The organism is Levilactobacillus wangkuiensis (assembly GCF_016861605.1).
Lineage (GTDB): Bacteria > Bacillota > Bacilli > Lactobacillales > Lactobacillaceae > Levilactobacillus > Levilactobacillus wangkuiensis.
This window is the reverse complement of sequence record NZ_BOLM01000011.1, coordinates 61056-86407: the sequence shown is the minus strand read 5'-3', so window position 1 is coordinate 86407 and position 25352 is coordinate 61056. Positions and strand designations below refer to the sequence as shown.

22 protein-coding genes are annotated in these 25352 nt (G+C 45.4%); 17 read left to right on the top strand and 5 right to left on the bottom strand.

Annotation, left to right across the window (positions count from 1 at the left end):
* Positions 1-40 precede the first annotated feature (40 nt).
* The 7 genes from JUF13_RS09320 to JUF13_RS09290 all read left to right on the top strand — a co-directional run bounded on the left by JUF13_RS09320 (position 41) and on the right by JUF13_RS09290 (position 7645).
* Positions 41-1819, top strand: coding sequence for a DUF5776 domain-containing protein (locus JUF13_RS09320; protein WP_203639390.1), 1779 nt, complete (start codon positions 41-43; stop codon positions 1817-1819).
* A 117-nt stretch (positions 1820-1936) separates the two neighbouring features.
* Positions 1937-2722, top strand: coding sequence for a hypothetical protein (locus tag JUF13_RS09315; RefSeq protein WP_203639388.1), 786 nt, complete (start codon positions 1937-1939; stop codon positions 2720-2722).
* Positions 2723-2768: 46 nt separating this feature from the next.
* On the top strand, positions 2769-3176 hold the full coding sequence (locus JUF13_RS09310; protein ID WP_203639386.1) for a DUF5776 domain-containing protein: 408 nt from the start codon (positions 2769-2771) through the stop codon (positions 3174-3176).
* Positions 3177-3317: 141 nt separating this feature from the next.
* On the top strand, positions 3318-5141 hold the full coding sequence (locus JUF13_RS09305; RefSeq protein ID WP_203639384.1) for a DUF5776 domain-containing protein: 1824 nt from the start codon (positions 3318-3320) through the stop codon (positions 5139-5141).
* Between the two features lie 684 nt (positions 5142-5825).
* Complete coding sequence (locus JUF13_RS09300) at positions 5826-6383, top strand: hypothetical protein (RefSeq protein ID WP_203639382.1); 558 nt, start codon at positions 5826-5828, stop codon at positions 6381-6383.
* Positions 6376-6837: a hypothetical protein gene (locus JUF13_RS09295; protein ID WP_203639380.1), complete on the top strand. Its 462-nt coding sequence runs from the start codon at positions 6376-6378 to the stop codon at positions 6835-6837. Before JUF13_RS09300 ends, JUF13_RS09295 begins: the two co-directional genes overlap by 8 nt.
* Positions 6830-7645: a hypothetical protein gene (locus JUF13_RS09290; protein ID WP_203639379.1), complete on the top strand. Its 816-nt coding sequence runs from the start codon at positions 6830-6832 to the stop codon at positions 7643-7645. Before JUF13_RS09295 ends, JUF13_RS09290 begins: the two co-directional genes overlap by 8 nt.
* 148 nt (positions 7646-7793) lie before the next feature.
* Here the strand turns inward: JUF13_RS09290 and JUF13_RS14565 are convergent, their stop codons facing one another.
* A complete protein-coding gene (locus JUF13_RS14565; protein WP_203639377.1) occupies positions 7794-9158 on the bottom strand; it encodes an S-layer protein in 1365 nt (454 codons plus the stop codon).
* Between the two features lie 304 nt (positions 9159-9462).
* Positions 9463-10347 carry a LysR family transcriptional regulator gene (locus tag JUF13_RS09280; protein WP_203639375.1) on the bottom strand — a complete coding sequence of 295 codons (885 nt, stop codon included), beginning with the start codon at positions 10345-10347 and terminating at the stop codon, positions 9463-9465.
* 128 nt (positions 10348-10475) lie between these two features.
* Between JUF13_RS09280 and JUF13_RS09275 the strand changes: the two genes are divergently transcribed.
* On the top strand, positions 10476-11567 hold the full coding sequence (locus JUF13_RS09275; RefSeq protein ID WP_203639373.1) for an NAD(P)-dependent alcohol dehydrogenase: 1092 nt from the start codon (positions 10476-10478) through the stop codon (positions 11565-11567).
* Positions 11568-11636: 69 nt separating this feature from the next.
* Here JUF13_RS09275 and JUF13_RS09270 read toward each other — a convergent pair whose 3' ends face one another.
* Positions 11637-12530, bottom strand: coding sequence for an ArsR/SmtB family transcription factor (locus JUF13_RS09270; protein WP_203639371.1), 894 nt, complete (start codon positions 12528-12530; stop codon positions 11637-11639).
* 248 nt (positions 12531-12778) lie between these two features.
* On the opposite strand from JUF13_RS09270, the gene JUF13_RS09265 reads away from it, so the two are divergent.
* The 6 genes from JUF13_RS09265 to JUF13_RS09240 all read left to right on the top strand — a co-directional run bounded on the left by JUF13_RS09265 (position 12779) and on the right by JUF13_RS09240 (position 19242).
* Complete coding sequence (locus tag JUF13_RS09265; protein ID WP_203639369.1) at positions 12779-14320, top strand: alpha-N-arabinofuranosidase; 1542 nt, start codon at positions 12779-12781, stop codon at positions 14318-14320.
* Between the two features lie 14 nt (positions 14321-14334).
* Entirely contained in the window at positions 14335-15708 is a 1374-nt protein-coding gene (locus JUF13_RS09260; RefSeq protein WP_203639367.1) for an MFS transporter, read from the top strand.
* 587 nt (positions 15709-16295) lie between these two features.
* Entirely contained in the window at positions 16296-16670 is a 375-nt protein-coding gene (locus tag JUF13_RS09255; protein WP_203639365.1) for a hypothetical protein, read from the top strand.
* A gap of 10 nt (positions 16671-16680) precedes the next feature.
* Complete coding sequence (locus tag JUF13_RS09250) at positions 16681-17550, top strand: reverse transcriptase family protein (RefSeq protein ID WP_203639363.1); 870 nt, start codon at positions 16681-16683, stop codon at positions 17548-17550.
* Positions 17551-17683: 133 nt separating this feature from the next.
* Entirely contained in the window at positions 17684-18157 is a 474-nt protein-coding gene (locus JUF13_RS09245) for a hypothetical protein (RefSeq protein WP_203639361.1), read from the top strand.
* A 218-nt stretch (positions 18158-18375) separates the two neighbouring features.
* Complete coding sequence (locus JUF13_RS09240) at positions 18376-19242, top strand: hypothetical protein (RefSeq protein WP_203639358.1); 867 nt, start codon at positions 18376-18378, stop codon at positions 19240-19242.
* Positions 19243-19310: 68 nt separating this feature from the next.
* Here JUF13_RS09240 and JUF13_RS09235 read toward each other — a convergent pair whose 3' ends face one another.
* Positions 19311-19595: a hypothetical protein gene (locus tag JUF13_RS09235; RefSeq protein ID WP_203639357.1), complete on the bottom strand. Its 285-nt coding sequence runs from the start codon at positions 19593-19595 to the stop codon at positions 19311-19313.
* 120 nt (positions 19596-19715) lie between these two features.
* The gene (locus tag JUF13_RS09230; protein ID WP_203639356.1) at positions 19716-20141 is read right to left on the bottom strand and encodes a hypothetical protein; all 426 of its coding nucleotides are present in this window, start codon (positions 20139-20141) and stop codon (positions 19716-19718) included.
* A gap of 453 nt (positions 20142-20594) precedes the next feature.
* Here JUF13_RS09230 and JUF13_RS09225 point away from each other — a divergent pair, with 453 nt between their 5' ends.
* The 3 genes from JUF13_RS09225 (at position 20595) to JUF13_RS14450 (ending at position 25214) form a co-directional block, all read left to right on the top strand.
* Positions 20595-21938, top strand: coding sequence for an AAA family ATPase (locus JUF13_RS09225; RefSeq protein ID WP_203639355.1), 1344 nt, complete (start codon positions 20595-20597; stop codon positions 21936-21938).
* Between the two features lie 190 nt (positions 21939-22128).
* Complete coding sequence (locus JUF13_RS09220; protein ID WP_203639354.1) at positions 22129-23550, top strand: S-layer protein; 1422 nt, start codon at positions 22129-22131, stop codon at positions 23548-23550.
* Between the two features lie 104 nt (positions 23551-23654).
* Positions 23655-25214, top strand: coding sequence for a restriction endonuclease (locus tag JUF13_RS14450; RefSeq protein WP_236002692.1), 1560 nt, complete (start codon positions 23655-23657; stop codon positions 25212-25214).
* Positions 25215-25352: the final 138 nt, after the last annotated feature.

Here is a 25352-nt window from a genome sequence, read left to right as displayed (position 1 = left end):
TGACGAATGAAGGCGATCAAACAGAAAAAGGAGAAAACATATGAAAAAATGGGTTAAAGGCATACTAGCCTTATCAATAATTGCTGGAATTGGATTTGGTGGGAACTATCTTTGGTCTAAGACAAATCATAGTCGGTTGGATGATAGTTCGATTGAGGCTGATGCGGATGTGGAAGGCGCGAGTAGCCTGACTCTACAGCCAGTTGATGAGAATGGAAAAGACATTACGAATCCAATACCTGTTGTTTTAGGGAACGTCAAAATTGAGAGTGGAGATACGTATAAGAGTGTATTAGACAAGGTTTCTTCTGATGGGGAGCAAATTAACTATCTGGAAGCATTGAAGCACTTTTCTCTAGTAAATAATAGCAGCGGTGAGGCAGAGCTCTATGCGGGGGTATTGAATGATCATGTGAAAGATAAGTACGGTGAGAACACGTTAAATGTTGCTAAGGGTATCACTTTAATTGAGAACTTAAAGGGAAATGGATACACACTTAATTCAGATGCGTTGAATCTAAAGTTGGGAGACCAAATAACCGAGAACAATGGCGTACTGAAAGTTCCTTTCACAAAAAATGATATTAAAGCAAAGATTACAGCGCATATTGAGGTTCAGGGAACCTACCATACACAGTCATATGATTATTGGGTTAGTAAAGACCAAGTAATTGATTTGGAATACTCTCAAGCTAACAATGAAATGAATAGTAGTTTGAGTAATACTAAATTAAAGATTGGTAGTTCTTCAAATCACGAATATGATGTTTTTAACATGAGTGAAGATGCTTTAGAAAAATTAGAAAAAGCAACTATCGAGTACATCATGCCAGAAGGTCATGAAAGTAAAGCGCCTGACAAGTTGGAAGTGCCAGGGTATCCTAAATTCCAGTGCAAAATTGATTCACCAGTCATTGAAGGGTATGTGACTGATCAAAAGATTGTAGAAATTGATTTTAAAAAGGAACAAAGAGATTTTCAAGTTGTCTATACAGAAGAAAAAGGTGATAATACCGGGACTGGTGGAGAAACTGTTACTGGGGGTGGCAGCTCAGACGTAGATTCTGGTGACAAGGATACTGACACGAATGTGGATAACGATGAAAAGTCTACGAACACTGGTAACAATAACACCACCACGAACACCAACAACGTCACCAAATCCGTGACACCATTCAAGGTCTACGGCAAGCAAAAACTCTACCGTTACTCTCATGCCAATTTCACCAACAAACGGCGGGTTCAAGCCCATGCCAAGAAAGTTAAGGCACACGCCCCAGTCTTCACGGTGGTTGGCAAGACGACTGCCAGCAACGGCGCGGCTCGTTACAAGTTAAGCGATGGCACGCACATCACGGCTAGCAGCAAGTATGTTGGCAAATTGTACTGGAACGGTAGCTACAAGAAGCTGCACGTGACGAACCCGAAAGGCATCAACACTTACAAGACCAACGCGTTAAGCGGCAAGGTCAAGCATGTGAAGCAAGGATCCACGGTAGCGGTCAAGCAAATTTCCAAGAAGAACGGCATGACGCGTTACCAGCTGGCTAATGGCAAGTATATCTCTGGTAGCAAGAAGTTAGTCTCACCGACGAAACCGAAGCAGGTCAAGAAGGTGAAGGCTAAGACGACCGTTCGACTCTACAAAGACGTGGACTTGAAGAAGGTTGTGAAGACGTACAAGAAGGGCAGTGTCATCAACGTTAAGGGTTGGGACCACTCCCACGGCAACGTTCACCACGTTTCCGGCTACAAGCGTTACAAGGTCGCTGGTGGTTACATCACGGCTAACAGCAAGTACGTGAAGATTGCCCAGTAACCATTTGCTAACGGTATTAGGCACCACAGGAACACCAGGTGCGGGACTCTCGCAGGTCGCGCACCTTTTGAAAATAAGGATGGATGAAGGCGATAAAAAAAGATAAGGGGACTATCTATGATGAAAGCAATTAAAGCATTACTGGCGTTGGCGGTCGCATTGGCTATCGGTGTCGGCTGGAACTTTATCTGGTCGAAGAGTAGCCACCACAAGAACCTGATGACGCGGACGACCTCGGTCAGAGCCGAGGCGGATGAGAAGGGCAAGGCCAGTTTCAAACTCCAGCCATTTACCAGCGTGAGTGGCATTCGCCAACGGATCACGGCGGACGGTGTCAAGGTCGACCTGTCCGGGTTGAACGACGTCAGTGGGTTGCGCTACGGCATGCTACTGAATGAGCTGGCGCACCTGAAGTCGGCTAAGCGGGTGAACTACTGGCAAGCTCTGAAGTACGCCGAACTGAAGAGCAGTGAGGGCGAGGGTGCCAAGCTGTGGGGCCAACGGCTGGATAACCAGATTCGCGGCCAGTACGGTGAAAAGACGTTGAAGGTGGCCAAAGACCTGACATTTTCCAAGAGTATCAGTCCGTGGGGCTACTCGGCGAAGTCCAAGATGACGACGGTCGACCCGTTCTATCCCAACGAAGACTTGGATGTGGCCTACGCGGTGAACAACCAGGTCCTGACGATTGAGGTTCACCTGGACTCCGTTTACGGGGCGAAGCTGGCATCGTACCAGATTCACGGGGTCCGCGGCAAGACCGTGAACCTGGAGAATTCAGAGATTGCGACGCTACTGCAGAGTAATGGCCGGATTGGCTACCAGATGGACCGCAAGACGGTGACGTTTAATGATCATGACTTGCAGGTTGAGAAGGTTGTGCTGGAGCCGGTGGTGTCTTAAAAAAATAAAAATAATGACTGAAGGCGATTAATAAAGGAGAAAAACTATGAGTGTATGGACTAAAGGGATTCTATCAATAATGGTGGCGGCGAGCGTGGGGTTTGGTTGGAACTATGTTTGGACGAAGAGCAATCACTACACTGGCCGGCTGTATGAGAGCAGCACACTGACGGCGGAGGCGGATGGTGCGCGCGGGTTGAGTTTACGGACCGATAAGAATGGGGACGCCGCCCCGTTCAAGGTCTACGCGAAGCAAAAACTTTACCGTTACGCCCAGCCGACCTTTACCGACAGCCAGCGGGTCCAGGTCTACCCACAGGAAGTGAAGGCCCACGCGCCGGTGTTTACGGTAGTCGGGAAGGCTCAATCGAGCAATGGCGTGGCCCGGTACAAGCTGCATGATGGCACGTATATCACGGCTGACCGGCAGTATGTTCAGGCTGTGGGGGAATAGTGATTGAGTTGGGGAGTCGCCGTGGGGCGGCTTTTTTACGTGCGTGATAAAGTTTGTGGTTGATAATTAAAGCGCTTACACGATATACTGGGAGCAAGTAGAGACGAGTGATTAGCAGGCTGAATTAAGGAGTTGGCGAAAATGCGTTGGATCAAGCGTTGTTTGATTGGTTTCACGGCTTTAGGACTGGGATGGGTTGGGTTATTTGGCCTGAGCTGCGGGACAGTCGCACAGGCCGCTGAAGTGCCGTATACATTTAGTGTACGGGGTGTCGACGAGATGGGTCAGGGCGTTCCGAATAATCCTGTGCTGGGCATAGCGACTACGGGAGTTGGCTTCACCGTGACGGGTGATTTTGACATCGTTCCAGGCAAGACGACCTATGCGGATGTTATTGAACAATCGGTAGGCAAGTATGAGCATGACCTGCATCAAAATTCTGAGGATTTGGAAGTGTCGGAGCACTTTGATAATTTCACCATGCTGACGCTACCAGGCTTTTCTAATCGATTAAGTGGTATTTGGACTCGTGAGCAAGAGGAAAAGGCGATTGAGGCTATTTTGCCACCGGACATGGATGCGGATTGGGCGAAACTAATTACTGCTGAGGCGAAGAACAAAGGCGACGTTTGGTGGGAAAAAAATGTGAGCGCTGTTGGTGGCGGTGATACGACCGATACGACCGATACGACCAGAAGTCTTTCGGCAATCCTAGATATTGATGCCTATAACCAGATTCTTCATCAGCCGGTCGATTTAACTAAGTCGGGACAAACGTTAGAGATTCCATTTAAAGCGGCTAAGAGCCTTATGATCATTGCTTATCAGGCAGCGGGGAAGACGCTTGAAACGCGACCGATTTTCGGGTATCCCGGCTACGTAGTTACGGATCCCGCGGTCATTTCGGCTGTTCTTCCGGCTGATGCGGGCTACGTCGCGGATACCAACCAGCTGGTCTTTGGCCCGGCTGAGCAACAATCGGTGACGGTCACCTACATTCCCGTGGCCGATGCCAAGACCGTGACCATTCACTACGTCATGTCGGACGGCACCAAGGCGCCCGCGGACCGTATCGTGCGGGGAACCGACAACACCGTCACCGTGACGCATCCCCTGGTGACGGGCTACACGGCTAGTGAGCTGACAACGCCGATTGATTTTAAGCCGTTAGCCTTGGATGACGCCGCCGGCAACAGCACGAACCCAACCATGACGGTGACCTATCAGTCTGATAAACAGGCGCCGTCGACCGGTGGCACCACGGGAACGACTGGAACAGCCCCGACGCCAGCGGCCGATGAGGTAACGTCACCGCAGCCGGTGAAGATTTATGGCAAACGCGCACTGTACCGCTACTCACACGTTGATTTCAAAAAGAGTGAGCGGATCCAGTTCTACGCCAAGAAGGCCAAGGCGTATGCCCCAGTCTTCACGGCGGTCAAGCAAGTTAAGTCGCGGGCGGGAAATCTACGCTACGAGCTGGCAGATGGCACGTTTGTGACGGCGAATCCAGCATACACGGCCAAATTGTACTGGCAGGGCGCTTACCAGCAATTGTTCGTGACCCATCCGCGGGGAATCAATGCGTATCGGACGGATACCTTAAAGATCCGCGTGCGTCATTTGAAACAAGGTACGTCACTGGCGGTTAAACAAATCGTGAAGAAAAACGGTCAAACCCGGTATCAGTTGACGGATGGTACCTATGTGACTGGCAACAAGCGTTTTGTCTCGCCAACCCAACCACGGGTCGTCAAGCAAGTCCAAACGAAGCGGTCGGTCGGCTTGTACCGCGACGTGAATTTGACGCATAAGGTCAAAGGCATTCGACGAGGCACCCATTTGGTCGTTAAGGGCTGGGACTTTTCTCACGGCGAGTGGGCTAGTCGGAGCGGTGTCATGCGCTACCGCGTGGCCGGCGGGTATGTGAGTGCCAACCGGTCATTGGTGACGGTGATAAACTAGCAGTTAGGCAACTCACCGCCACTAGCCCCGTCCCCTGAGCGGCTAGCACCCAGTCACCCCGGAATCGTGGTTTACTGAAGGTGTTCAAGCTAGCGAAGGGAATTCGTGACTTGAGCCGTCGACCGGTCCGAATCCTAGAAAGCAGCTGTTAACGCATAACCGTTGCGGACGCGAGAGGTAGGGCCGGCACCACCCCAATGACTGCCTAGGCGGCTACTGGTATTTGTTAGGAAGCGCGAATCCGGCCGGGAACCATTGGCCGATGGCAAGGGGCACCTGCGACCCGTGAGAAGTTTCGTGCAGGTTAACCTTGTTTGACCGAGGGGTTGAGGCCATAGATAGGTGGTGCGCAGCCGCGGTCCACACTGGGCGTCTTGCGCAGGACGCTTCCAAGTCAGAAGCTCACGATTGTTGTGGGCTGGCCTTAACAATGTGAATGAGATAGCGACGCTTGGCTGGGGAGGAGACTTCTTGGTGGGGCGTTGCTATTTTTGTGGGGTGAGCGAGGGGGCCTAATGACTAAAGGACATATTCAAGTGTACTGATGGTAAATGATTGGGTGATTTGATTGCGCTAGGCAGAGAACTTGAAGTGTGGTAAGCTCGGAAAGGTAGCGTTATCGCTAGGAATGCTTTGTGGAGAAGTATATACTGAGCATTAATTATGATATTGGAGGGTATTGCCATGATAGGTCCTATTTTCAGCTATGTCTCAACTAGAACGACATCTGACACTGGTGCTATGGAGAAAAATGTTGAAAAGGAATATCAAATGTACGAGCGTAATTTTCAAGATACCTCTAAAACTGTTGGCAATTACATTCATAAGATTTCCAATAAAAAAGCAGTAGATTCAGCGTATCTGAACTTTATTGTTGGCAAAACAGTTGGAAATAATGTTGGTGAAGTAAATAAATTAAAAACGCAATTGAACAACAAGGACTTTGTTCAAGAGTATGCGGAAAGTATTATGAAGATCATGCAACATTCTAATAAACGGTTGAACCGTGTAGGTGAGGGCTTATCTAGCGAAGCCATTGATGTTGATACATCACTAGACCGACTTAATGTTTCTCACTCCGACATGATTCGAAAGATGAGTCGGTTGTTTAAGCAGATGCTGGATACTGAGAACCACTTTGAACATAATAATAAAGAAATGGATGTTCATGTTAGTTTTCCAGTTAGCTTGAAAGACCCTAAGAAAAACAGTTTTCTTATTGGAGGTGAAAATCATGATTGAAAGTTTGACCTCTATTAACTTAAGAAGTGTACAAATGGATGATTTACAGGCCGCGTTCAACCAGTATTCCAAAGATAATGGGTTGGATAAAACGCCAACAGAGCTTCAAGTGAAAATGGCGACCAATGTTAAAGGCAACGGGGTGAGTTCTAAGAATCCTAATAGGTTATCATTTTTAATCACCGTTGAGATGTTTTTTGGCACTCAGAAACCATCGGAAGCTGATGATGTCCTTGGGTCAATTAAGGTGATATATGAAGTTCGCGTGGTTGTTTCTGATTATTCAGGAGACTTAAATAGTCGAGAAAATATTGAGCAGGTTGTTCCGTACGATGACTTGCTTAGTATTGCTGAGCCATACTTCCGGGAAATGATTACGTCATTACTTGATCGAACGGAGCTGTCTCTAGGGACTATTCCTTATCGCTTCTGGGAGAAGGGGCAAGATGAGTAATGAACACAGTGTTCGTGACTTTCGCTTCCCAATGGAAAGTAATTCGAAGGATAGGTTGGTTCGTAAATACTACAGACTCGCATTTAAAGCACTAGATATTAATGCCTTCAAATCTAAGGAGGCATTTTTATTCACTATGCGCTTTTTTTATCGGCATTCACAGAACCGCGAGCGGTACGATGATGTTGTAGAGGATACTCAGATGGATTTGGAAACTGAGTTCTTGGATGAAGCGGATAATGATAATATCCAGACTATTATCAAGGGATTAGCATGGATCTATGGTCAAAAACCGGTTCTTTACCAAAAGATTCGTAGTACGTTTCTAGAACTTGTGACAGAAAAATTCGTGAAGAGTAAATGGCGGATGTCGACCAATATGATTCATCATGAGCCCAAGGTGATGGTTAGAAGAAGTCCGTTTTTCACTAGAAATGACCTGTGTAATGAGTCTAAAATTGACGTGGTTGCGTTGAAGCGTGCTGAAAGGCTGATGATTTTGGCTGAATGTAAAGCTAACCTAAATGGTTTCTTTGGGCGGTTAGAGGCAGGATTCAGGAACGTAGACGGACTAGCCTTAAAAGACCTGAGTAATTTTAAGCGGGATAGAAACAAGATTATGTATTTGGAGACCTTTAAAGAGAGATGCAAAACTTTGAAAATTTCAGGAACATTCAAGGGCTTGATGACAACATTTCTTGATTCTCGAGCTAATTTTCAATTCACTCATCGCTCAGACGAACGAGATATTGATCTGTATTTTGCGGAAGATATGGCAGAAGACTTGTTTGGTCAAATTAGCAGTTAGAGAATTGCGAGGTCTATCAAGTTAATAGATAAAATAAGCCTGTGATGGTCAGATTTTCTTTTCTGACTACCACAGGCTTATTTGCGTTTAAAATAGGCGACTACAGCCCATTACGGTTAAAGGTTAAACAATCAAGCCAAAAGTCAGTCTACTGTGCAGTCATGGTACTAGACCCACTCGTCAGTGCGTATGAACCGGCGGCGTTGTAGGTCAGGGCCAGCGACGTACTCCCAAAGGTGATGCCGGTTGGCAGGGAGGCCGTGTTCAGCGTGTACTTGGTGTACAGCTTGGCGCCAGCGGAATTGGTTGACTGGGTGGTCCCGTCAGATTCGTAAACGGGAACGTAGATCGTGTTCAATTTATCACTAGTCAAGGCGGCACTCAGGTCGCTTTGAGAAGCCGTGGTGCCACTGACGCCGGTGTAGTCCTTGGTGAAATTAGACTGGGCGGTGGCGACGGTCGTGCTGGCATCGGCGGCCAGGGCGTCGGTGGTGGTTAATTTGTCATTGGCCCCGGTCGTACTGCTCAACGCGGACGAGGAGGTAATCGTGATGCCCGCGGCGGCGTTGGCGGTGACAGGCACGGTCACGCTGCTGCCCCAGGTGTCGGTGCTGGTCACGTAGGTGTTGGTGGCGCTGGTCAGACTGTAGCCGGCTGGCAGGTAGGTCGCGGAGCCGATGGCCGTGTTGACGGTCGCGGCGTCATCGGTTCCCAGGGCGGTCCCGGATTTGGCATCGCTCGCGGTGATCAGAACGCCACTCTTGACGCTTTTGCCGGTACTGCTGTCGACGTAGTTCACGGTGACGCTCTTGGCGCTGGTGATGGCGCTGTTCTCACCCGTTTGCAGGGCGCCGGCGTAGATCCAGCCACTGATCTTGGCATTGTTGTTGTCGGTCACGTGGTAGTAGAGCGAGCCTTCCTTGGTCTTGGTGGCGGCGGAGTCGACGGTAAAGGCATCCGTGGCGAGGGCGCTGGTGCTGTTGATGACCTTGGTGGCCTTGTATTGGGTGTACTTCGGCGCGCTCCAGAGGGTGTTGGCGGTGCCCGGACTCTTCAGGTAGTAAGTCTTGGTCGTTGGCGTCGTGGCCGCGGTGGTGGTGCTAGCGGTCTTGATGCCTCCGGCAAATGTCCCCGCGGTGGTGCCGCCGTAGATGTAGCCCCGGTATTTGCCATCCATGGAAACGACGCGGTAGTAAACGGACCCGCGGTTGGTGGTCTTCTGGCCGTAAGCGCGGAAGTAGCTAGCGGACTTGTTGGAGTTGGCCAGTTTCTTCATAGTTGCCTTGGAAGCTACCACTTTGGCTCCTTTGACCGTGCCAGGCTTGGTGTACAGCGCGTTGGTCCCGGTGGACGCCACGTTGCGGGCGGTGGCGTCCGTCTTCAGGGTGGTGTAGGCCCCGGCGGTCGCATAGGACTTGGCGGAAGCACTCGTCGTCTCGGCGATGGTCGCGACACCGGCGAGGCTGAGGGCAGCCAGGCCAAGGGTAACTGATTTCTTTAAACTAGATTGCATGTCTAGGTCTCCTTTGTGATCTGAGTCGTTAAGTTTGCGCTTAACAGGAGTTAGTATAGCAAGGAAATTGGTCAAATGAGCGCGACCCCCGAGTTATGACGGACGATGGGCATCCGGGGATTAGCTAGCGTGGGTGCGGGTTGGAATGGGGGTTCGTTGGGGATAAGGGGACGGCGATTTGCCGTGGGGAGCGGATGTGGCGGGGACTGGTGATTGAGGTGGTGAATGGTTGGGTGGTGGTGTTGGGATTTTTTGGGTGGCGTTTAGGTTGGGTTAAGTTAGGTTTTGATTTGGTAAAGGTGCGTTAGAAAAGGTCAATCAGCCTTTTCAGACTATCTTTGTGATTATCTGGTTTGAAGATGATTTCAAAGGTGAATCCCTGATTGTTTTTGGAGTTAAGAGGTAGGTAAGTAATCTTATCGGTCGGATTCTGGAGACGGCCAGTTAGACCACCTGGATAATAGGAAAAGGCTTGGTTTAGACCAACCAGCATTTGCATCTGTTCATAGGAGGGTTGATGAATGATGGTTAGCTCGTTCGCAAATGGTCCCAGGTTGGCTTGAAAGGCCTGCTTGAGATAATCCGATTCTTCACTGCTGTAATACAGAATCGGCTTTTCCCTTAGTGCATTTTCTGGCAAGGTTGTGTGAGTGGCAAGTGGGTCGGCAGCACTGATGCCAATGAAGGTGGTGTTTGATAGTACAGGGAGGTTAGTGAGCCCCAGTTGTTGGTAGTCGTAGTGATAACTAGCTGTATCAAGAATGATGGCACAATCTAACTCACCAAGAAGTACGTCGGAGACTAGGTGTTCAATCCCAGCTTCTTTTATAGAAACAGAAATCTCGGGTGGTAAGTTAAAGAGGGCATCCTTCAGAACCGCACCGTCGAATGGTGAAAAGTAACCAGCGTTTAATTGCTGACTAGCCGTTTTATCTAGGTTTTGTAGCTCGTAGCTTGTGGTATTCATGATGTTTAGAAGTTGGTTGGCACGCTTCAAAAAGTGGGTCCCAGCGACGGTTAGGGTGATCTTATTACTTTCACGTAGAAACAGCTGGGCATGCAGATCTTCTTCCAATGAACTGATTCGTTTGGAAACAGCGCGTTGTGAAATGTAATTTTTATCTGCAACTTTTTGGAAACTGCCGAGCTGGGTGACTTCAATAAATAGTTTGAGAAGTTCCGTATCCATCAGGTAATCCTCCTTAGGCCGAACCTAAACGTTCGGGTGCAGTCTTTTTTTACCATAATACTCTAAAGCGTAAGTCAATTACAATGGACTTGTAAAAGGATGAGCAAACAGTCTAGGAGGCAATTAAGATGAAAATTAAAACAGCAATTGCAGCAGAAAAAGGCGCACCGTTAACGATTATTGATGCCCAGTTGGATGAACCTAAAGCAAACGAGGTTTTAGTAAAAGTCGTTGCATCTGGTATTTGTCATACGGATGCGGTCGGTCGTGACGGCGGGATGTTATCACCTTTCCCAGTAGCCTTGGGACATGAAGGGGCCGGCATTGTTGAAAAGGTTGGGAGTAGTGTTCAGACGGTTCAACCGGGAGACCATGTTGTTGTTTCATTTTCCTATTGCGGTCATTGTGACAACTGTTTAGCAGGTCATCCAGTCATGTGCACGCACTTCAATGAGCTGAACCTGGAAGGTGCCAATTATGATGGCACTCACCGACTACATACGATTGACGGTGACGATATTTCTGTGTTCTTAGGTCAATCGTCATTCTCGAACTACATCGTTTCGGATCAACACAACCTTGTCAAAGTTGATCCGGATGTTGATTTACGTCTCCTGGGTCCTTTAGGCTGTGGGATTCAAACCGGCGCCGGGACTGTGCTTAATTACATCCATCCTAAGTTTGGTGAATCGATTGCTGTCTTTGGGACTGGTGCGGTTGGTCTTTCTGCAATTATGGCGGCTAAAATTGTTGGAATGGACCATATTATTGCGGTTGATATTTTCGACAAACGTTTGGATTTAGCCAAGGAATTAGGTGCAACTGAAGTCATTAATAGTAAAAATGAAGACGTTGAGAAAAAGATTCGCGAAATCATTGCGAAGGGCGTTGATTACGCCATTGATACAACTGGTGTCTCACCAGTTATCAAGAACGCTATTCACGTTTTAAAGCCGGCAGGTGACTGTGTCTTAGTCGGTGTTGGTGGTGAAATTACCTTAAATGTTATGAGTGACATCCTTCTTGAAGGTAAAAACTTAACTAGCGTGCTCGAGGGTGATTCGGTGCCACAAATCTTTATCCCTCAGATGGTTGATTACTACAAGCGTGGATTATTCCCATTTGATAAGATGATTAAGTTCTTTGACTTTGATCAGATCAATGAGGCATTCGCGGCGTCTAAGAATGGTAGTGTTTTGAAGCCAGTGCTGGTTTTGTAGCGTAGGTTACTAAAGCTAAAATGAAATAGAGATGAGGCCTCTTCCAGTTTTGGAAGGAGCCTCATCTTTTTACGAACTATAGTACATGGTCAAATACATATCCTGATTACTATTCCCAAATCCCTTACCAAAAATAGTGCAGCCGCCAACATGCTCAGCATTGGCCTCAACCGAGATACGAAGCTTCAGCCGGCTAGGCAGGGGCATGAGGTCCGCGATGGTTGTGCTGCTAACCATTTTGCCGCCAATCCAAGTACCTTTGCTGGAGATGAGAACCGTCAACATGGTTCCGTACTGATTGAACTGTGATGGGGTCCACAGCGGGGTGTACTTCCCCCGTGTATCGGCAAAGTCGCCAGGGCTGGTCCAAGTTCCTAGTCGATGGTCATTTAGCGTGAACGTGATGTCAGAGGGCCAATCGCTATTGGACAAAGGAATTTCTGACCCCATCTCAGCTGAAAGCGTTATCATTTCAACGTGGTCGCTGGGGCTTAGATAGTTCCCAATCTGGTATTCGACAAAGCCTTGGCTGAACCATAAGATTCTGGCGTTCATCCGTTGCGAGTCCAGAAAGTATTTAGGTTCATCTACGTGGCCAATAAAGCTGTTCAAATCAGCGAGGCCACAGGTCGGTTTGACGTCAAAGTCATTGAACAGACCGACGGGGATGTCGATTCGTTGGGAATTCAAGGCTGAATTGACCTGACGGGGAACCTCCATTTTAACTTCATCGACGCTGATGTGAGAGACCTTACTCTTGCCATCTTTGGTAAAACTGATGAGGCCAGCCTTTTGGAGCTGATTGACGTGACGCAGCGTGAGCGGTTGACTCAGGCCTAGCTGTTCGGCCAGTTCCTTAACACTGTAAGGTCGTTCGCAGAGCAAGCGAATAATATGGAGTCGCACAGAGTTAGCTAAAGCTTTATAAACAGGTAGTGATTTATCAGTAACATCTACGAGCATCGTGAAATCCTCCATTCTTGATAAAATTATTTATATGTACGGGGTCAGATACCCTTGTCTATCTATTAACAAGTATAAAAGGTTATCTGAAGAACTTCAATTACCATTTTTGTTAAGTGAAACGGCATTTATCGGATTCAATTGTCTATAAGTTATTGTAACCGCTGTCATACTTGCTAAACTGTACCTGTAATCATGAAAGACAGATGTAAATCTGATTGATTAATTTAGCGAAGGGGATATTTATAATGAAGTCTACATACAGCTACGATAAGCTATTTGAAATTGGTAAGGTTGATCCTAAGGTTTGGAGTTCCTTTACAGAACATTTAGGCCGTTCCATCTATGGTGGGATTTATGACCCAGACAAAGATTTCTCCGATGAACATGGTTTCCGTAAAGATGTTAAGAAGGAAGTCAAGGACCTGAACCTTGGGGTTATCCGTTACCCCGGTGGGAACTTTGTTTCTAATTACAATTGGAAAGACGGTATCGGCCCTAAGAAAGACCGGAAGAAGACCATGGAATTTGCCTGGTCCAGTATTGAAACCAACCAATTTGGTATCGATGACTTCTGCGAATGGGCAGAAGAAGTCGGTGTTGAACCCATGATTGCTGTTAACTTAGGGACTGGGAGCATTCGTTCCGCCGCTGAGTTAGTTGAATACTGCAACCATGATCATGGCACTTACTGGAGTGACCTGCGGATTAAGAACGGTCACCGTAAGCCATACAACATCAAGTACTGGTGCTTAGGGAACGAGATGGAAGGCGACTGGCAAGCCGGACATATGTCTGCTGAAGAATATGCAAAGAAGGCCCGAGAAGCTGCCAAGATGATGAAGTGGGTCGACAAGAGCATCAAGTTAGTTGCCTGCGGGAGTAGTTATGAAATGCTGCCAACGTATCTGGAATGGGACCGGACCATCATGAAGGAACTCTACCCATACGTTGATTACATTTCTACCCACAATTACAACATGAATTCTGGTCAAGGGAACACCGACTTCTTAGCTTCTTGGAAGCAATTGGATACGCACATTAAGAACACGAAGAACTCTCTGAACTTTGTCCAATCCTTACAGACGAAGTACCGTGACAAGCAGATTAAAATTTGCCTGGATGAATGGAACGTTTGGAACTTCCAAGACATCAAGTTGGATAACTTGGACGATCTGAATGGGATGACGACGTTTGAATTGACGAGTGCTAAGAAGTGGGAAGAACATCCAGCCATCTTACAAGAAAAGTATTCACTGTTAGATGCCTTAACCGTTGGTGGCTTAGGGATTGATATTCTGAACAACACGGATGCTGTTGAAATTGCCTGCTTAGCCCAATTGCTCAATGTTATCGCACCTATTACGACTGACGAAAAAGGTAACCTGTTAAAGCAAACAATCTACTACCCATTTGCTCTACTAAGCAAGTACGGTCGTGGCACTGTGCTGCAACCACAAGTCTCCGGTGACACGCAGAAGACTTCTTACGGTGTCATCCCCGTAATTGAAAGTGCCACAGTTTACGATGAAGCTAAGCATCAATTGCACGTCTTCGCTTTGAACTCTGATACTGAGAACGACGCAACGTTGTCCTTGAACTTCACCCGTTTAGGCAAGACTAGTTTGACCCAACACATTCAATTTACTGGAAATGATTTGGAAGCCCGCAACACGTTTGAAGATCCGGAAAAGGTGGTTCCTACCGAAGCAACGGTGAAGGATGCTAACGCAACCGATATCGTTTTGGCCAAGGGCTCATGGAACGTTTTGAACTTTGACGTTGAATAATCAGGGGTGAAAATATGGAAAGCGCAGAGAAACAAGAGTCCGTATCTTCCTCACTTAAAGAAAACCTAGGCTTTAAGGATTACCTTGGCTTTGGTTTCGGGGATATGGCGGTTAACTTTACCTTTGCTTCACTAGGAATGTTCGTAGTCTACTTCTATACTGATGTGATTGGTATCTCGGCCGGAATCATTGGGACGTTGATGCTGTTCTCACGGTCATTTGATGGGATCATTGATGTTGTGGTTGGTAGCTTGGTTGATAAGACCCATAGTCGTTGGGGGAAGACCCGACCATGGCTGTTGTACGGGGCTTTGCCATTTGCCGCGCTGACGATTTTACTATTCGCGGTGCCAACGAGTTGGTCTGAAGTTGCCAAAGTTGTCTACATCTTTGTTTCGTATAACATTTTGATGGTGTCCTTCTCAACGATTGCGATTCCTTATGGGACCTTGAACTCATTGGTTACCCGGGATCAACATCAACGGGAAATCTTCAACTTGTTCCGGATGTTCATGGCCCAAATTGGGGTCTTGATTGTTACCAACGCGACGATGCCACTGGTTAACTTCTTTGGAAACAAACAGGTTAGCTGGGTGATCACGTACGCAATCTTATCCGCAATTTCAGTTGTTCTGCTGCTGATTGTGTTCAAGTCACAACGTGAACGGGTTCAGGAGGCACCAAAAGAACAGATTCCACTGAAGACCAGTTTAAAGGCCGTTTGGCACAACAAGTACTGGTGGATTGCAACAATCTTCTTCATTATCTACAGTATCGGTTACGCGCTGAACCAAGGGAGTACGATTTACTACGCTAAGTACATTTTGCATAACGATTCCTTAGTTGGGGTCTTAACGATTGGTTACTTAGCACCTGTTCTGATTGGCTTTCTCGTTATTGCTGGATTATTTAAGAAATATGGTAAGACGAAAGTCATGGTTTACGGTTCTTTGATCAGTATCGTTGGTTACTTGGTCACGTTGGTTGATGCCAAGAGCTTTGGCATGGTCATGACGGCCCAAATCATCAAAGGTATCGGGCAAGCACCACTGCTTGGTGGTGTTTGGGCAATGTTCCCTGACACGATTGAATATGGGGAATGGAAGACCCACGTCCGGATTGAAGGATTGCTCTACAGTGGCGGTAGTTTAGGCCAAAAGATTGGTGTTGGTCTTGGGACTGCGTTGACTGGCTGGGTATTAGCTTGGGGCCATTACGATGGAACTCTGGCAACGCAATCAGGTAGTGCGATTCAAGCGATTTATCAATTGTTTATTTACATTCCAGTTATCATTTACATCCTGCAAATTGTTATGTTGTGGATGTATGACCTGGACAAGAAGTACCCGAAGATTATGGCCGATTTGGCTGAACGTAAAGCTGAATAGGTGTATTGGAAAAGCCATGTTTGACCGCTGTTTGTTGGCGGTTGGCATGGCTTTTTTTGCTCGTATAACGAATTGTTTATAAACTTGAAATGCTAATCTTGGAATAATAAATGATGTTGAAGTATACTGGATACATGCTTAGTAATTCCAGTGGTATTGACCGCAAATTTTGCTCGAAAGAGTGCTAGTCTTACTCCCGTGCCATGGTTATGCGGTGCCGCCACAACCGCCAAGCACTCATGTCGCATCTTAGCATTTGCCAGTCGTAATGAATGGTCGTGTGGAAATGTATTCACCGTATTGTGGGGATGTCGAGTCTGCATTATCGTTGAAATCGATTGAGCTCAGCTCCATAAGTAGCGCTCGGCTTGATGAATGAGGTAGCGTGTGGAGACGCTAGAAATGAGTGGGAAGTAGTAAGTGGTATCGTCAATCTAAAATTCAGCATGAGGTTCGTTCAGAAATAGTTTTTTGGGCGGTTGGTTAATTAAGAGATGTAACGTTTTCAGAGCTTTCCCCTTCATGATCAATAATTTGGGCGGTCTGACAGTTTTATGTCAGCAATTATTGAAAGGAGGGCTTCATAAATGAAACATTCAATGAAGTATTCAATGAAGCATGCTAAGCATAGGGGGAAGTGGCGATTGTTAGAGTATTGGCTTTCGCTTAAGGAAAATACGGTTGTAAGGATGTTTAATAGGCTACTGAAAATTGTGGCGATTTTCGATAGTGTGAAAGCTGGCTTGCCTATTATTATCTTTACGTTGCAAGCAACCGTTGGAGTTCTCCAGTGGGTGATTTTAATCCTAAAGGGGCTTTATAATTTCCTTTCTCAAGTTACATCTCTTTTTTGTTGTCTTCAGAAGGGAATACATAATGTATTGGAAAAGTTGTCCACTATATGGAGTAGAGTCAAAAAGAAAATTATCATATCTGTTAAAGGTATCTCTGAATTCACTTAGAGATGTTGATTTGAATTACCCTTCTGAAAATTTTGAAGAAAAGGGTCGCAATCTCACGAATCCCTCGCCAAAATTGAAAACGGTTTTAGAAACAATTTTGAATTATTTGTTCAAACTTAGAATTCCTCAATATGAGTTTGGAGGAATCAAAGGACGAAATGCAGTTCAGAATGTTCAGTGTCACGTGGGCCATGGATATATTCTCAGAACCGATATTCGGCATTTCTTCCCCAATACTAATTACAATAACGTTTATGACTTTTTTCGGAATAAAATGAAAATGTCGATTGATTGTGCAACGATTATATCGTTACTGACGACGAACATTGCAGCTGGTGCTCAGCATCGGTCTTTAGCGCAGGGATATCCAACAAGTCCGGTTCTAAGTCTGTTAGTTTACTTGAATTTATTTGATGAAATCGATTACTATGCAAGAGCGCATGATTTTACATTTACGGCATATTATGATGACTTGACGTTATCGTCAACCAGTATCATAAATAAGCAACATCTTCGTAAAGTAAAGCATATTATCAGAAAATACGGATTTGAAGCGCATCCTAAGAAAACAAAACTTGTGATAGTTACTGAAATACATTCAAAAATTAAGATTACTGGAGTTCTATTGCAAAAAAATGGATTATATATTCCAAAGAAACTGTATAAAAAGCTACATGAGGCGGTTTCTTTAATTGATCCAGTGCTGAATGGTAACTTAAAGTACAGTGACGACGATAAGAAAAAATTGGTGGAGCAAGTACGAGGGTGCATAGCCGCCATTGAAGCTATTAGCCTTGAAAATGATTTTCAAGGCTATAGGGACCAGGCTAGACATCTAGAGAAAACGATTGACTATGAACAATTAAGTGAAAATAAATAGGAAAAATGACATATCTTGTTAGAAGTCTAGCCAGATTTGAAAATCGCATGATACCATTATCAAGAAAGATAAAAAATATTAGGTTAGCGTAGTCTGAAAAGGTTATGTTGCCTTCTTGATAAGGGGAAAAGCTATGGCTATGTTTTTAAGCTTTTTTGAATTAGGATCAGTTTTTGATTTTGTTGAACTAATTATGGGTATGATTAATGATCAAGTTAATTTGGTTATTAAAATAGTCGAATGTCATTATAATGATTTTGGAGGTATGGGATCAGTCATCTTTCAGAAGCAGAAAATGGTGGCCTCTTTCTCTATTAAGGTGTCTTGCTATAATAAGGGGAAGGTACCAGTTGAGCTGGAGCGGTCGGGATTGGAGTTTAAAAATAATTTGCATAGTCCAATTCATTTGGATCCTTTTGGAAGACCGTATTTGCTTCAGGGGCAGAAGGCTGAGAGCGCTTTTCAATATAATCAATGTGAGCAAGATGAACGTAAATTTTGTAAAAGTAAAATGAAGGCGAGACCCTTTGTAATGGATGCCAGTGGCAAGATATATCATGGAAAGTGGACTGAAGTAGAAGTGCCAGTTGCAAATGGAGTAATGTAATTTATAATCTCTCTTGATGGCATTTACGTTGGATTACTTGAGTAGAGATGAAGTGCAGAAGATTAAAGCTAGTTGGTAGTATTAGAAATGAGGGCTGTTCCCGTATGGGGGATGGCCCTCATTTCTTAGCAAAACTGTAATTGATTACAGTTGCCGTAGCGATGAACACTTCATAGGTATATTCTAGAACTAACCAATTAATTACGGAGGTGGACATTGTGAAGAAGGAGAAGCAAATCAGTCCGGTGACCAAGCGGTATCTGTGGCTGGGGACGGCAATTGTGGTGGGATTAGTTCTGATTGCGCTGGTGCTCCATTTAGCCTTTCGGATGGAACTGGGGAGTGTTTCTGATCTGGTCAGTGGCTTGGGCGCCATCATTGCTATCTTGGGGATAGGCTGGCAAACGACGGTACAGACAGAATCTGAAGATGAAAAACGCCGTAAGGATAGCCGGCCATTTAGTATTTCCATGCGCTACCGGACGGATATTTTGCAGGCCAATGACGTCTATATGTATGGTGAAATGTTTGCCTCGCAGGCGTTGAAGTTGTCCCGAGAAAAATCTGATGCTCGAATCGACAAGGTGCTACGAGAGATGCGGGGCCATGCGGTTGGCACGATGCGAATTCAGCTCCAGGGGGATTCGCCCATCTATAATGTCGTTTTGCGACTGGTGAATGGTAACCTCAAATTAAGTCCCAATCCTAAATATCAATATGATGATGAAACGTTATTTATTCCCATCCTTAGACCCGGCACTCGTTACGTGTGGTTAACAACAGGAACACTGGTTAAAATAGGTGAGTTTACGTCAGGGACAACGCCTAAGTTTGACACGTTAAAGCCGAAAGACCTGGAAGACGCGACTGCTGGCGAGGTGAGTTTCACCACACTGACGCGGGAAGAGGGGACTATCGCGCTTAAGAAGGATTCAGAGAAGAACACAAAATTATTGCCGGAACCAACCGTTTACGTGGATGCTAAGCAGGCCGAAAAAGCCCGAGCAAAGGCGGATAAGCATATTCGGTACAGTGATTCTGCTGGATATTCTACGCGGGTCTTTCAGGTAGCTGATGAAGCGTAATTGAAAATTTCTGTATATAGAAAAACCGACTATTCCCCATTGGAAAACAGCCGGCAAAAATAACGAAATTAAGCTTCCAGCGCAACCACACTAGACGTTTGAATAAGTTGCTTGAAGTCGGGACCCACGGCGAACCAGTCGGCGTGGCTGAGGAAGCCTTGCAGGGCCACCATCAGGTCAGCGGCGGTCAGTTCTGTGTCAGCCAGCAGGGTGCCATCGAGGATGGATTCGGCGTAGAATTCGCGTTTGCCGGTCTCCTCGTTCTTATCGTGTGTGCCCTTCCAGGCCTTGAGTGGCGTGTCTTGGTCGATGGTCAGGACTTGGTTATTGGCGAGCGTAAGTTTGATGGACATGGTGCACCTCATAGTTTTAGATTTGATTGGTCTATTGTAACGTAGATTGTGAGTGGGGGAAACCAATCCGCCTAAAAAATGAGTGTCAAAAGCACAAGTAACGCCCGAATTTAATAGGCGTTACTTGTGCTTTTTTGCTTGCCACGCGTTGATCGCCAGTCGTTTACGTTTCTGCCGGGCCCGGTCCTTTCGAATGCGCTCGGCCTGTCTTTCATCTTCGGCGGTCCACAGGCCACAGCCGTGTTCTGTAAATAGGTCGCGTTCACAAGTGCCGCGGGCCTGGGCGAACGTATAGCGGGCGGTGTCGAACAGCAGGGTGATCACGCCTTGGTGGTAGGCGTTGTCCCAGATGATGCGGACCAGCACCACCATGTCGTGCTGCCTGAGATAGTCGTGCAAGGGAGCCAGTGCCTCACCGTTGGGGTCAACTAGGTCGAGTGCACGATAATTTAGATTGGTGATGATGCCCCAGCGCAACAGGTGGGCATGGACCGCGGCCGGCGATTGGAGTTGTGCGTGAAAATGGGCGTTGGGGGTTGAACGCATGAGCTAGTCTCCCTTCCATTTCGCACCAAAAAGCCGGGTAGCCGCCGTGAGCAACTACCCGACTGAATGGCCGAGCTTAATCATGGGGGTCGCCAACTGACAAACGCCTGAGCATTACGCCAGTCGCAAGGTGGTAACGGCCACCAGATAGGCGGTTTAGCCGTTGCCATCTTGAAGTTTAGCATAGGTTGGTGGGATCGCCAGTCCAACGGTGTTCTCAGCCGGATGTTGGGAAAGGTTGGGGGCGCAACCGTGTGAGTGGGGGTATACTGAGGAGGTAATGATAATAGTCGGGGAGGATTTTTTGATGAGAAAATGGGTTGTGGCAATTGTCGTTGGTTTGAGTATTGGGTTGGTGGGGGAGACGCAGGGGAAGGGTGCTCATTTGTAGGGATGATGGTGCCAGCGTGATACACTAGTTAAAAACTAAGCGATACTACGAGGAAAATTAAGATGAGGATTCAGAATTTAGGCCCCATTTCAGATGCAACAGTTCATTTAAACAATTTAACGCTATTCATTGGAGATAACGACACTGGAAAGACGTTGGCAGCATACAGCGTTTTTGCTTTTCACAATTGGTTAGAACAGTTTGTTCCTGACTTGTTCTCTATGGAGGATTTTAATGGGTTGCGGATGAGCGCTAAAATTCAAATTAATATTCAAAGATTACAGGATTCATTGAGGCAGAAATTAGTCGAGGCGTTTAACGCTTTGAATGAAGAAGGACAGTACTTTCAGGACTTCTTTAGAGATGAGTCGACGTATAAAAGTGGCGTTACTAAGATCACGATTGACAATCAGGATCTCAATTTGTTTGGGCTTCGTATGGACGAGGCTCGCCTTGCATACGCAACTGTGATCCAAGATGGCCAAAGTAAACGTCAAAATTATGCGCTGACGTTTGAAGCTGTTGATGGCGATTTAAGAATCTCGAAAGATGAGATAGTGGAGAGGCGTGAGATTTCCTCTTCAGAACAAGTATTGGTTCGCCTTAACCGGATGCTTGAAGGCTTTTTCGTTGATAGTTTAACCAGTAGCGTCTATCTACCCGCAGAGAGAATGGGTATCAACGTCCTTCAATCACGCTTAAACAATCAAATTGTCGCGGAGAGCTTTGCTAATCCGCTTGCCGTCAGAAGTTCAGTTGAACGATATCCTTGTCCAATTGAAGCGTATATCAAGTATTTAAATGGGGCGTTGAATTTGGCAGGTAGACCATATGATGAGAAGGAATCGGTTGAAGAGATTCGGCTGCTGCGGAAATTAGTGCCAGGAACGTTTTCATTTGATGAAATGACGAATCGTATCAAATATCAGGCTTCGAGCGACAACTCTAAGCAGATTGATGTTAGTTTAGTTTCGTCGTCTCTTAAGTCGTTGTTAGGGATTGAGCTGTTCTTTAAAAATAGAGACATTTACAATTGGTTGATTATTGAGGAGCCAGAAATGGGTCTGCATCCAACGAAACAGACGGTGATGATGGACCTACTCTACCAGTTCACAGTGGCCGATGGACATGTCGTGATAGCCACGCATAGTGATTATTTGGTAAAAGAACTCATCAATCAGGTTCTAGCGTCCAAATTAACTGATAGCTACAAGCACGTGGAGATGGCTGATAAAGTAGTTGTGTATGAGTTTTCCGAGTCAGGTGTTAGAAATTTAGGTGATATCTCTAGTCAAAATCAAGCTGGCCTGGCCAATTTTGATCGAACAACAGATGAAATCAACAACCGGTATTACGATTTGTTGGAGAAAATGGACTCTAATTCTGAGGGACTTTCTCATTATTAATAAAAAACTTTACGAAAATTTGGACGTTGCGGTCGCCTGATAGGGGTGGCGCCAACGCCCTTTTTATTTATCCAGTTATACCGAATATAATTATTTACATGGAGTATTTTGCATAGGCTATATCAATTTGCTGGGGCTTCTTGGTATACTACCCGAGAACAACTAAATCTATTTTCTAGGGGAGAAAATTATGCAAGCACAATTAGCGAAATCGTTGTATTTAGGCTTAGCAGCGCTGAGTTTAGGGGCTGTGGCAACGGTCACGACGACTGCCACGAGCGCAGACGCCGCTTCTAAGGCCAAAGTTGTGTCCAAGTCTTCACTGGGCAAGGACAGCAAGAACGTTGAGTTGACTGGCGCAAACGCCATCTACTCAAAGCCAGGAACGGTGAAGGGCGCCAAGACGGTGGCTTCCAAGAAGACCGTGAAGAAGCTGGCTAGCTCAACCCACTCCAAGGACTACTTCCGGGCCTACTACATGGCCGTTACGAACCGGGGAACGGTCTACTACAAGGTCGTTTCAATGAACGGTAAGTACCGTGGTTACATCTACGGCGGTAAGGTCAAGGGGACGATTGGTGCCGGTATCAAGGAAGCTCAAACGACCAAGGAAGCTACGATGCCAACACGGACGGCTGGTTTCCACATCAAGGACGTGAAGAAGAACACGTTGTGGACCGCACCACAACACACGACTTACAAGGCCCACAAGGTGAACATGTATGGGACGACTAAGGAAGATACCTTTACTGTGTCTAAGGCAGAAACTAAAACTAAGGAAGGTTCACTGTACTACTACGTGACTTCCGATAAGAACTCTGATGTTTCCGGTTGGATCTTTGCGGGTAAGGGTTACAACGCTAGCGCAACCACCCAAGAACTCGGCGGCTTGTCCATGACGATGGCCGAAGCAACGCCAACTGAGAACAACAGTGTGACGGTTAACTACTTGGCTCCTAACGGTAACTCTGTAGGTAAGTCGACGTTTATTACGACGCTTACTGATACTAAGAAAGATGGTATGGTGGGCAATGACTCTAAGAATATTAACGGTCAAACCCTTGCAGTCTTTGCTAAAGATTCAAAGAATGCACCAGAAGGTTACTCCGTAGATAGTAGCACAGTAGTAGATTCTGAAAAAGCGATGTATGGTGGTACAGTAAACGTTAAGGTATACAAGTCTGCAACTTCAAAGATTGTTTTCTATCTTGCCTCAGGAAACACGGTTGATGCAGGTACAGAAATCAAAGACACTGAATTCTTGAATGGTAAACCAGCCATTACAAAACCTCAGGCAGCATCTTTAACTGGAGACGTTACTAAGAGTGTTCTCACTGCTAGCGGAACGATTACTGATAGTTTCTTCTCAAAGCCAATCTATTCAAAGGTATTGACTGCTACTAATGAATTTACGGATGACAGTAATAATGTAGTTAAAAAGGGTGAAAAATTCTATAAACAGTATAGTTATGATGCAGGTGCCACTAAAACTGCAAACTCAAATGTTAAATATGGTGATACTATCAGAGTGGTATTGAAGGTTGTAACGATTAGTGCCACAAAGGTAACGGATATTCCTAATGCAGATAATGGGAATACGACGGATTATTAACATTTAAATCTATATAGAAGAAATATTAATAAATAGGGGAACGATTCTAAGGGATTGTTCCCCTATTGACATAGAGACGATATTAGAAAATGGTGGTGATTGCTGTGTTGTTTGGAATTATTGCAGTTGGATTAGTATTTGTTTTTTGGATTGGTTCCACGAATGAAAAAGAGGACGAGTCCATTACACAAGAAATAGAATTTACTAGTCGTAAGTCGGAGGTTAAAAAGATTAAAGAATGCAACGAAGTACTAATCCAGGAGGGAAAGGAAAAGGAAAGAAATCAGGAAAAAATTAAGGAAATTGACCCATATGAATTGTCTGAAGTTGAAAGGAAAAGGCTGCTAGAAAGCTTACCAATAAATATACGAAAAGCAATTTATATTGATGAATATTACATGGGAGGTGATATTTCGATGATTGATTCGAAGTTGCCGATAAGCAGAACTTTAGATCTAACGTCAGATTGTTTGAATTCTTATAAAGGAAGCATTGAAAAATTTAGTTATCGTGAAGCAACACCGAAACAACGTAGGGCTTATATTGACTGGTTATTTAAGCTATCAAACAAGCCAAATGGTACGGAAAATGTCATAGGACTTGGAAACAATTTTTATGCGATGATGTTTATTAAGGGGCTAGAAAGAAAGATAGTTTATGGGCATGAAAAAATGGCGTTTAAATGGATGAGCTACTTACAGAACGCGTTCTACTTGAATTATATTGTTACTGATGAAATAGTTAATGCCTTCCTGTATTACGCTTTAAGTACAGGAGATTTGAAATATATTAAAGAATATAAAGCAAGTATAGTAATGGGGACATATGAAAGTCAGGAAAAGAAAGTCATTTTTTCAGTGTTAAGTGAAAAAGGAGTCAGGGAACTCGACTTGTACTTGCTTGCGAGGAATCCGACCGTTAGTCCATTGCTGGAGGAAACACTTGGATTCGAACTAGGTGAGAAGGCTAGACGAAAGTGCTTAATTATGGCATTGGAAGATACGGATTATGACCAGACATTATATAATGACGTAAAAATAGAGTCTAAAACTTGCGATAGAGATGAGCAAATTAAAGGATATGAGGTTGAGTGTGTATTAGGAAATTACAGTATAGGTTACAGAAAGGTAGTTATCAAACCTTTGAGTAAGGATAAGCACTATGCACGAGTAGTGCAAAATGTTTTAGAAAAGGCACGTGCCTACATGGCTGAAAAAAAGAAGGGAAATCCACAGATAAGCTTCGTATCAGATGATGCAGTGAGAACTGGAAAATTACGATTTAATGAACTAGCAAAACTGTCAGGTCAGCAATTTGAACGTATAGTTTATCAAGTATTAGTTTTAAATGGATATGAGAAGGTGTCGGTTATCGGAGCCAGTGGAGATCAAGGGTTAGATATTATAGCACATAAAGGGAATATAAAAATTGGTTTTCAGTGCAAAAGATATATTAATAACGTTGGGAACAAAGCTGTACAAGAAGCCTATTCAGGGCGGACGTATTACGCTTGCGACAAGGTGATTGTAGTCACAACAAGTGATTTTACGGAAAGTGCTGTTGAATTAGCAAGTAAATTAAAGGTTGAATTATGGAACGAGGAAATTTTTCGTGGATACTGGAGTGAAGGCTTGCGAATCCATAAAGGAAGTGAATTAGTCTGACAAAAGCCGCTACCCACAAGAAAGTCCGTGGTTAGCGGCTTTTTAAGCATTTCCAACCGTCTTAAGGTAGTTTAAAAATGTCTAAATATGCGTAATTTGTGAAGATTTTTGGTATACTGTATTCCGTTAACAAATAAA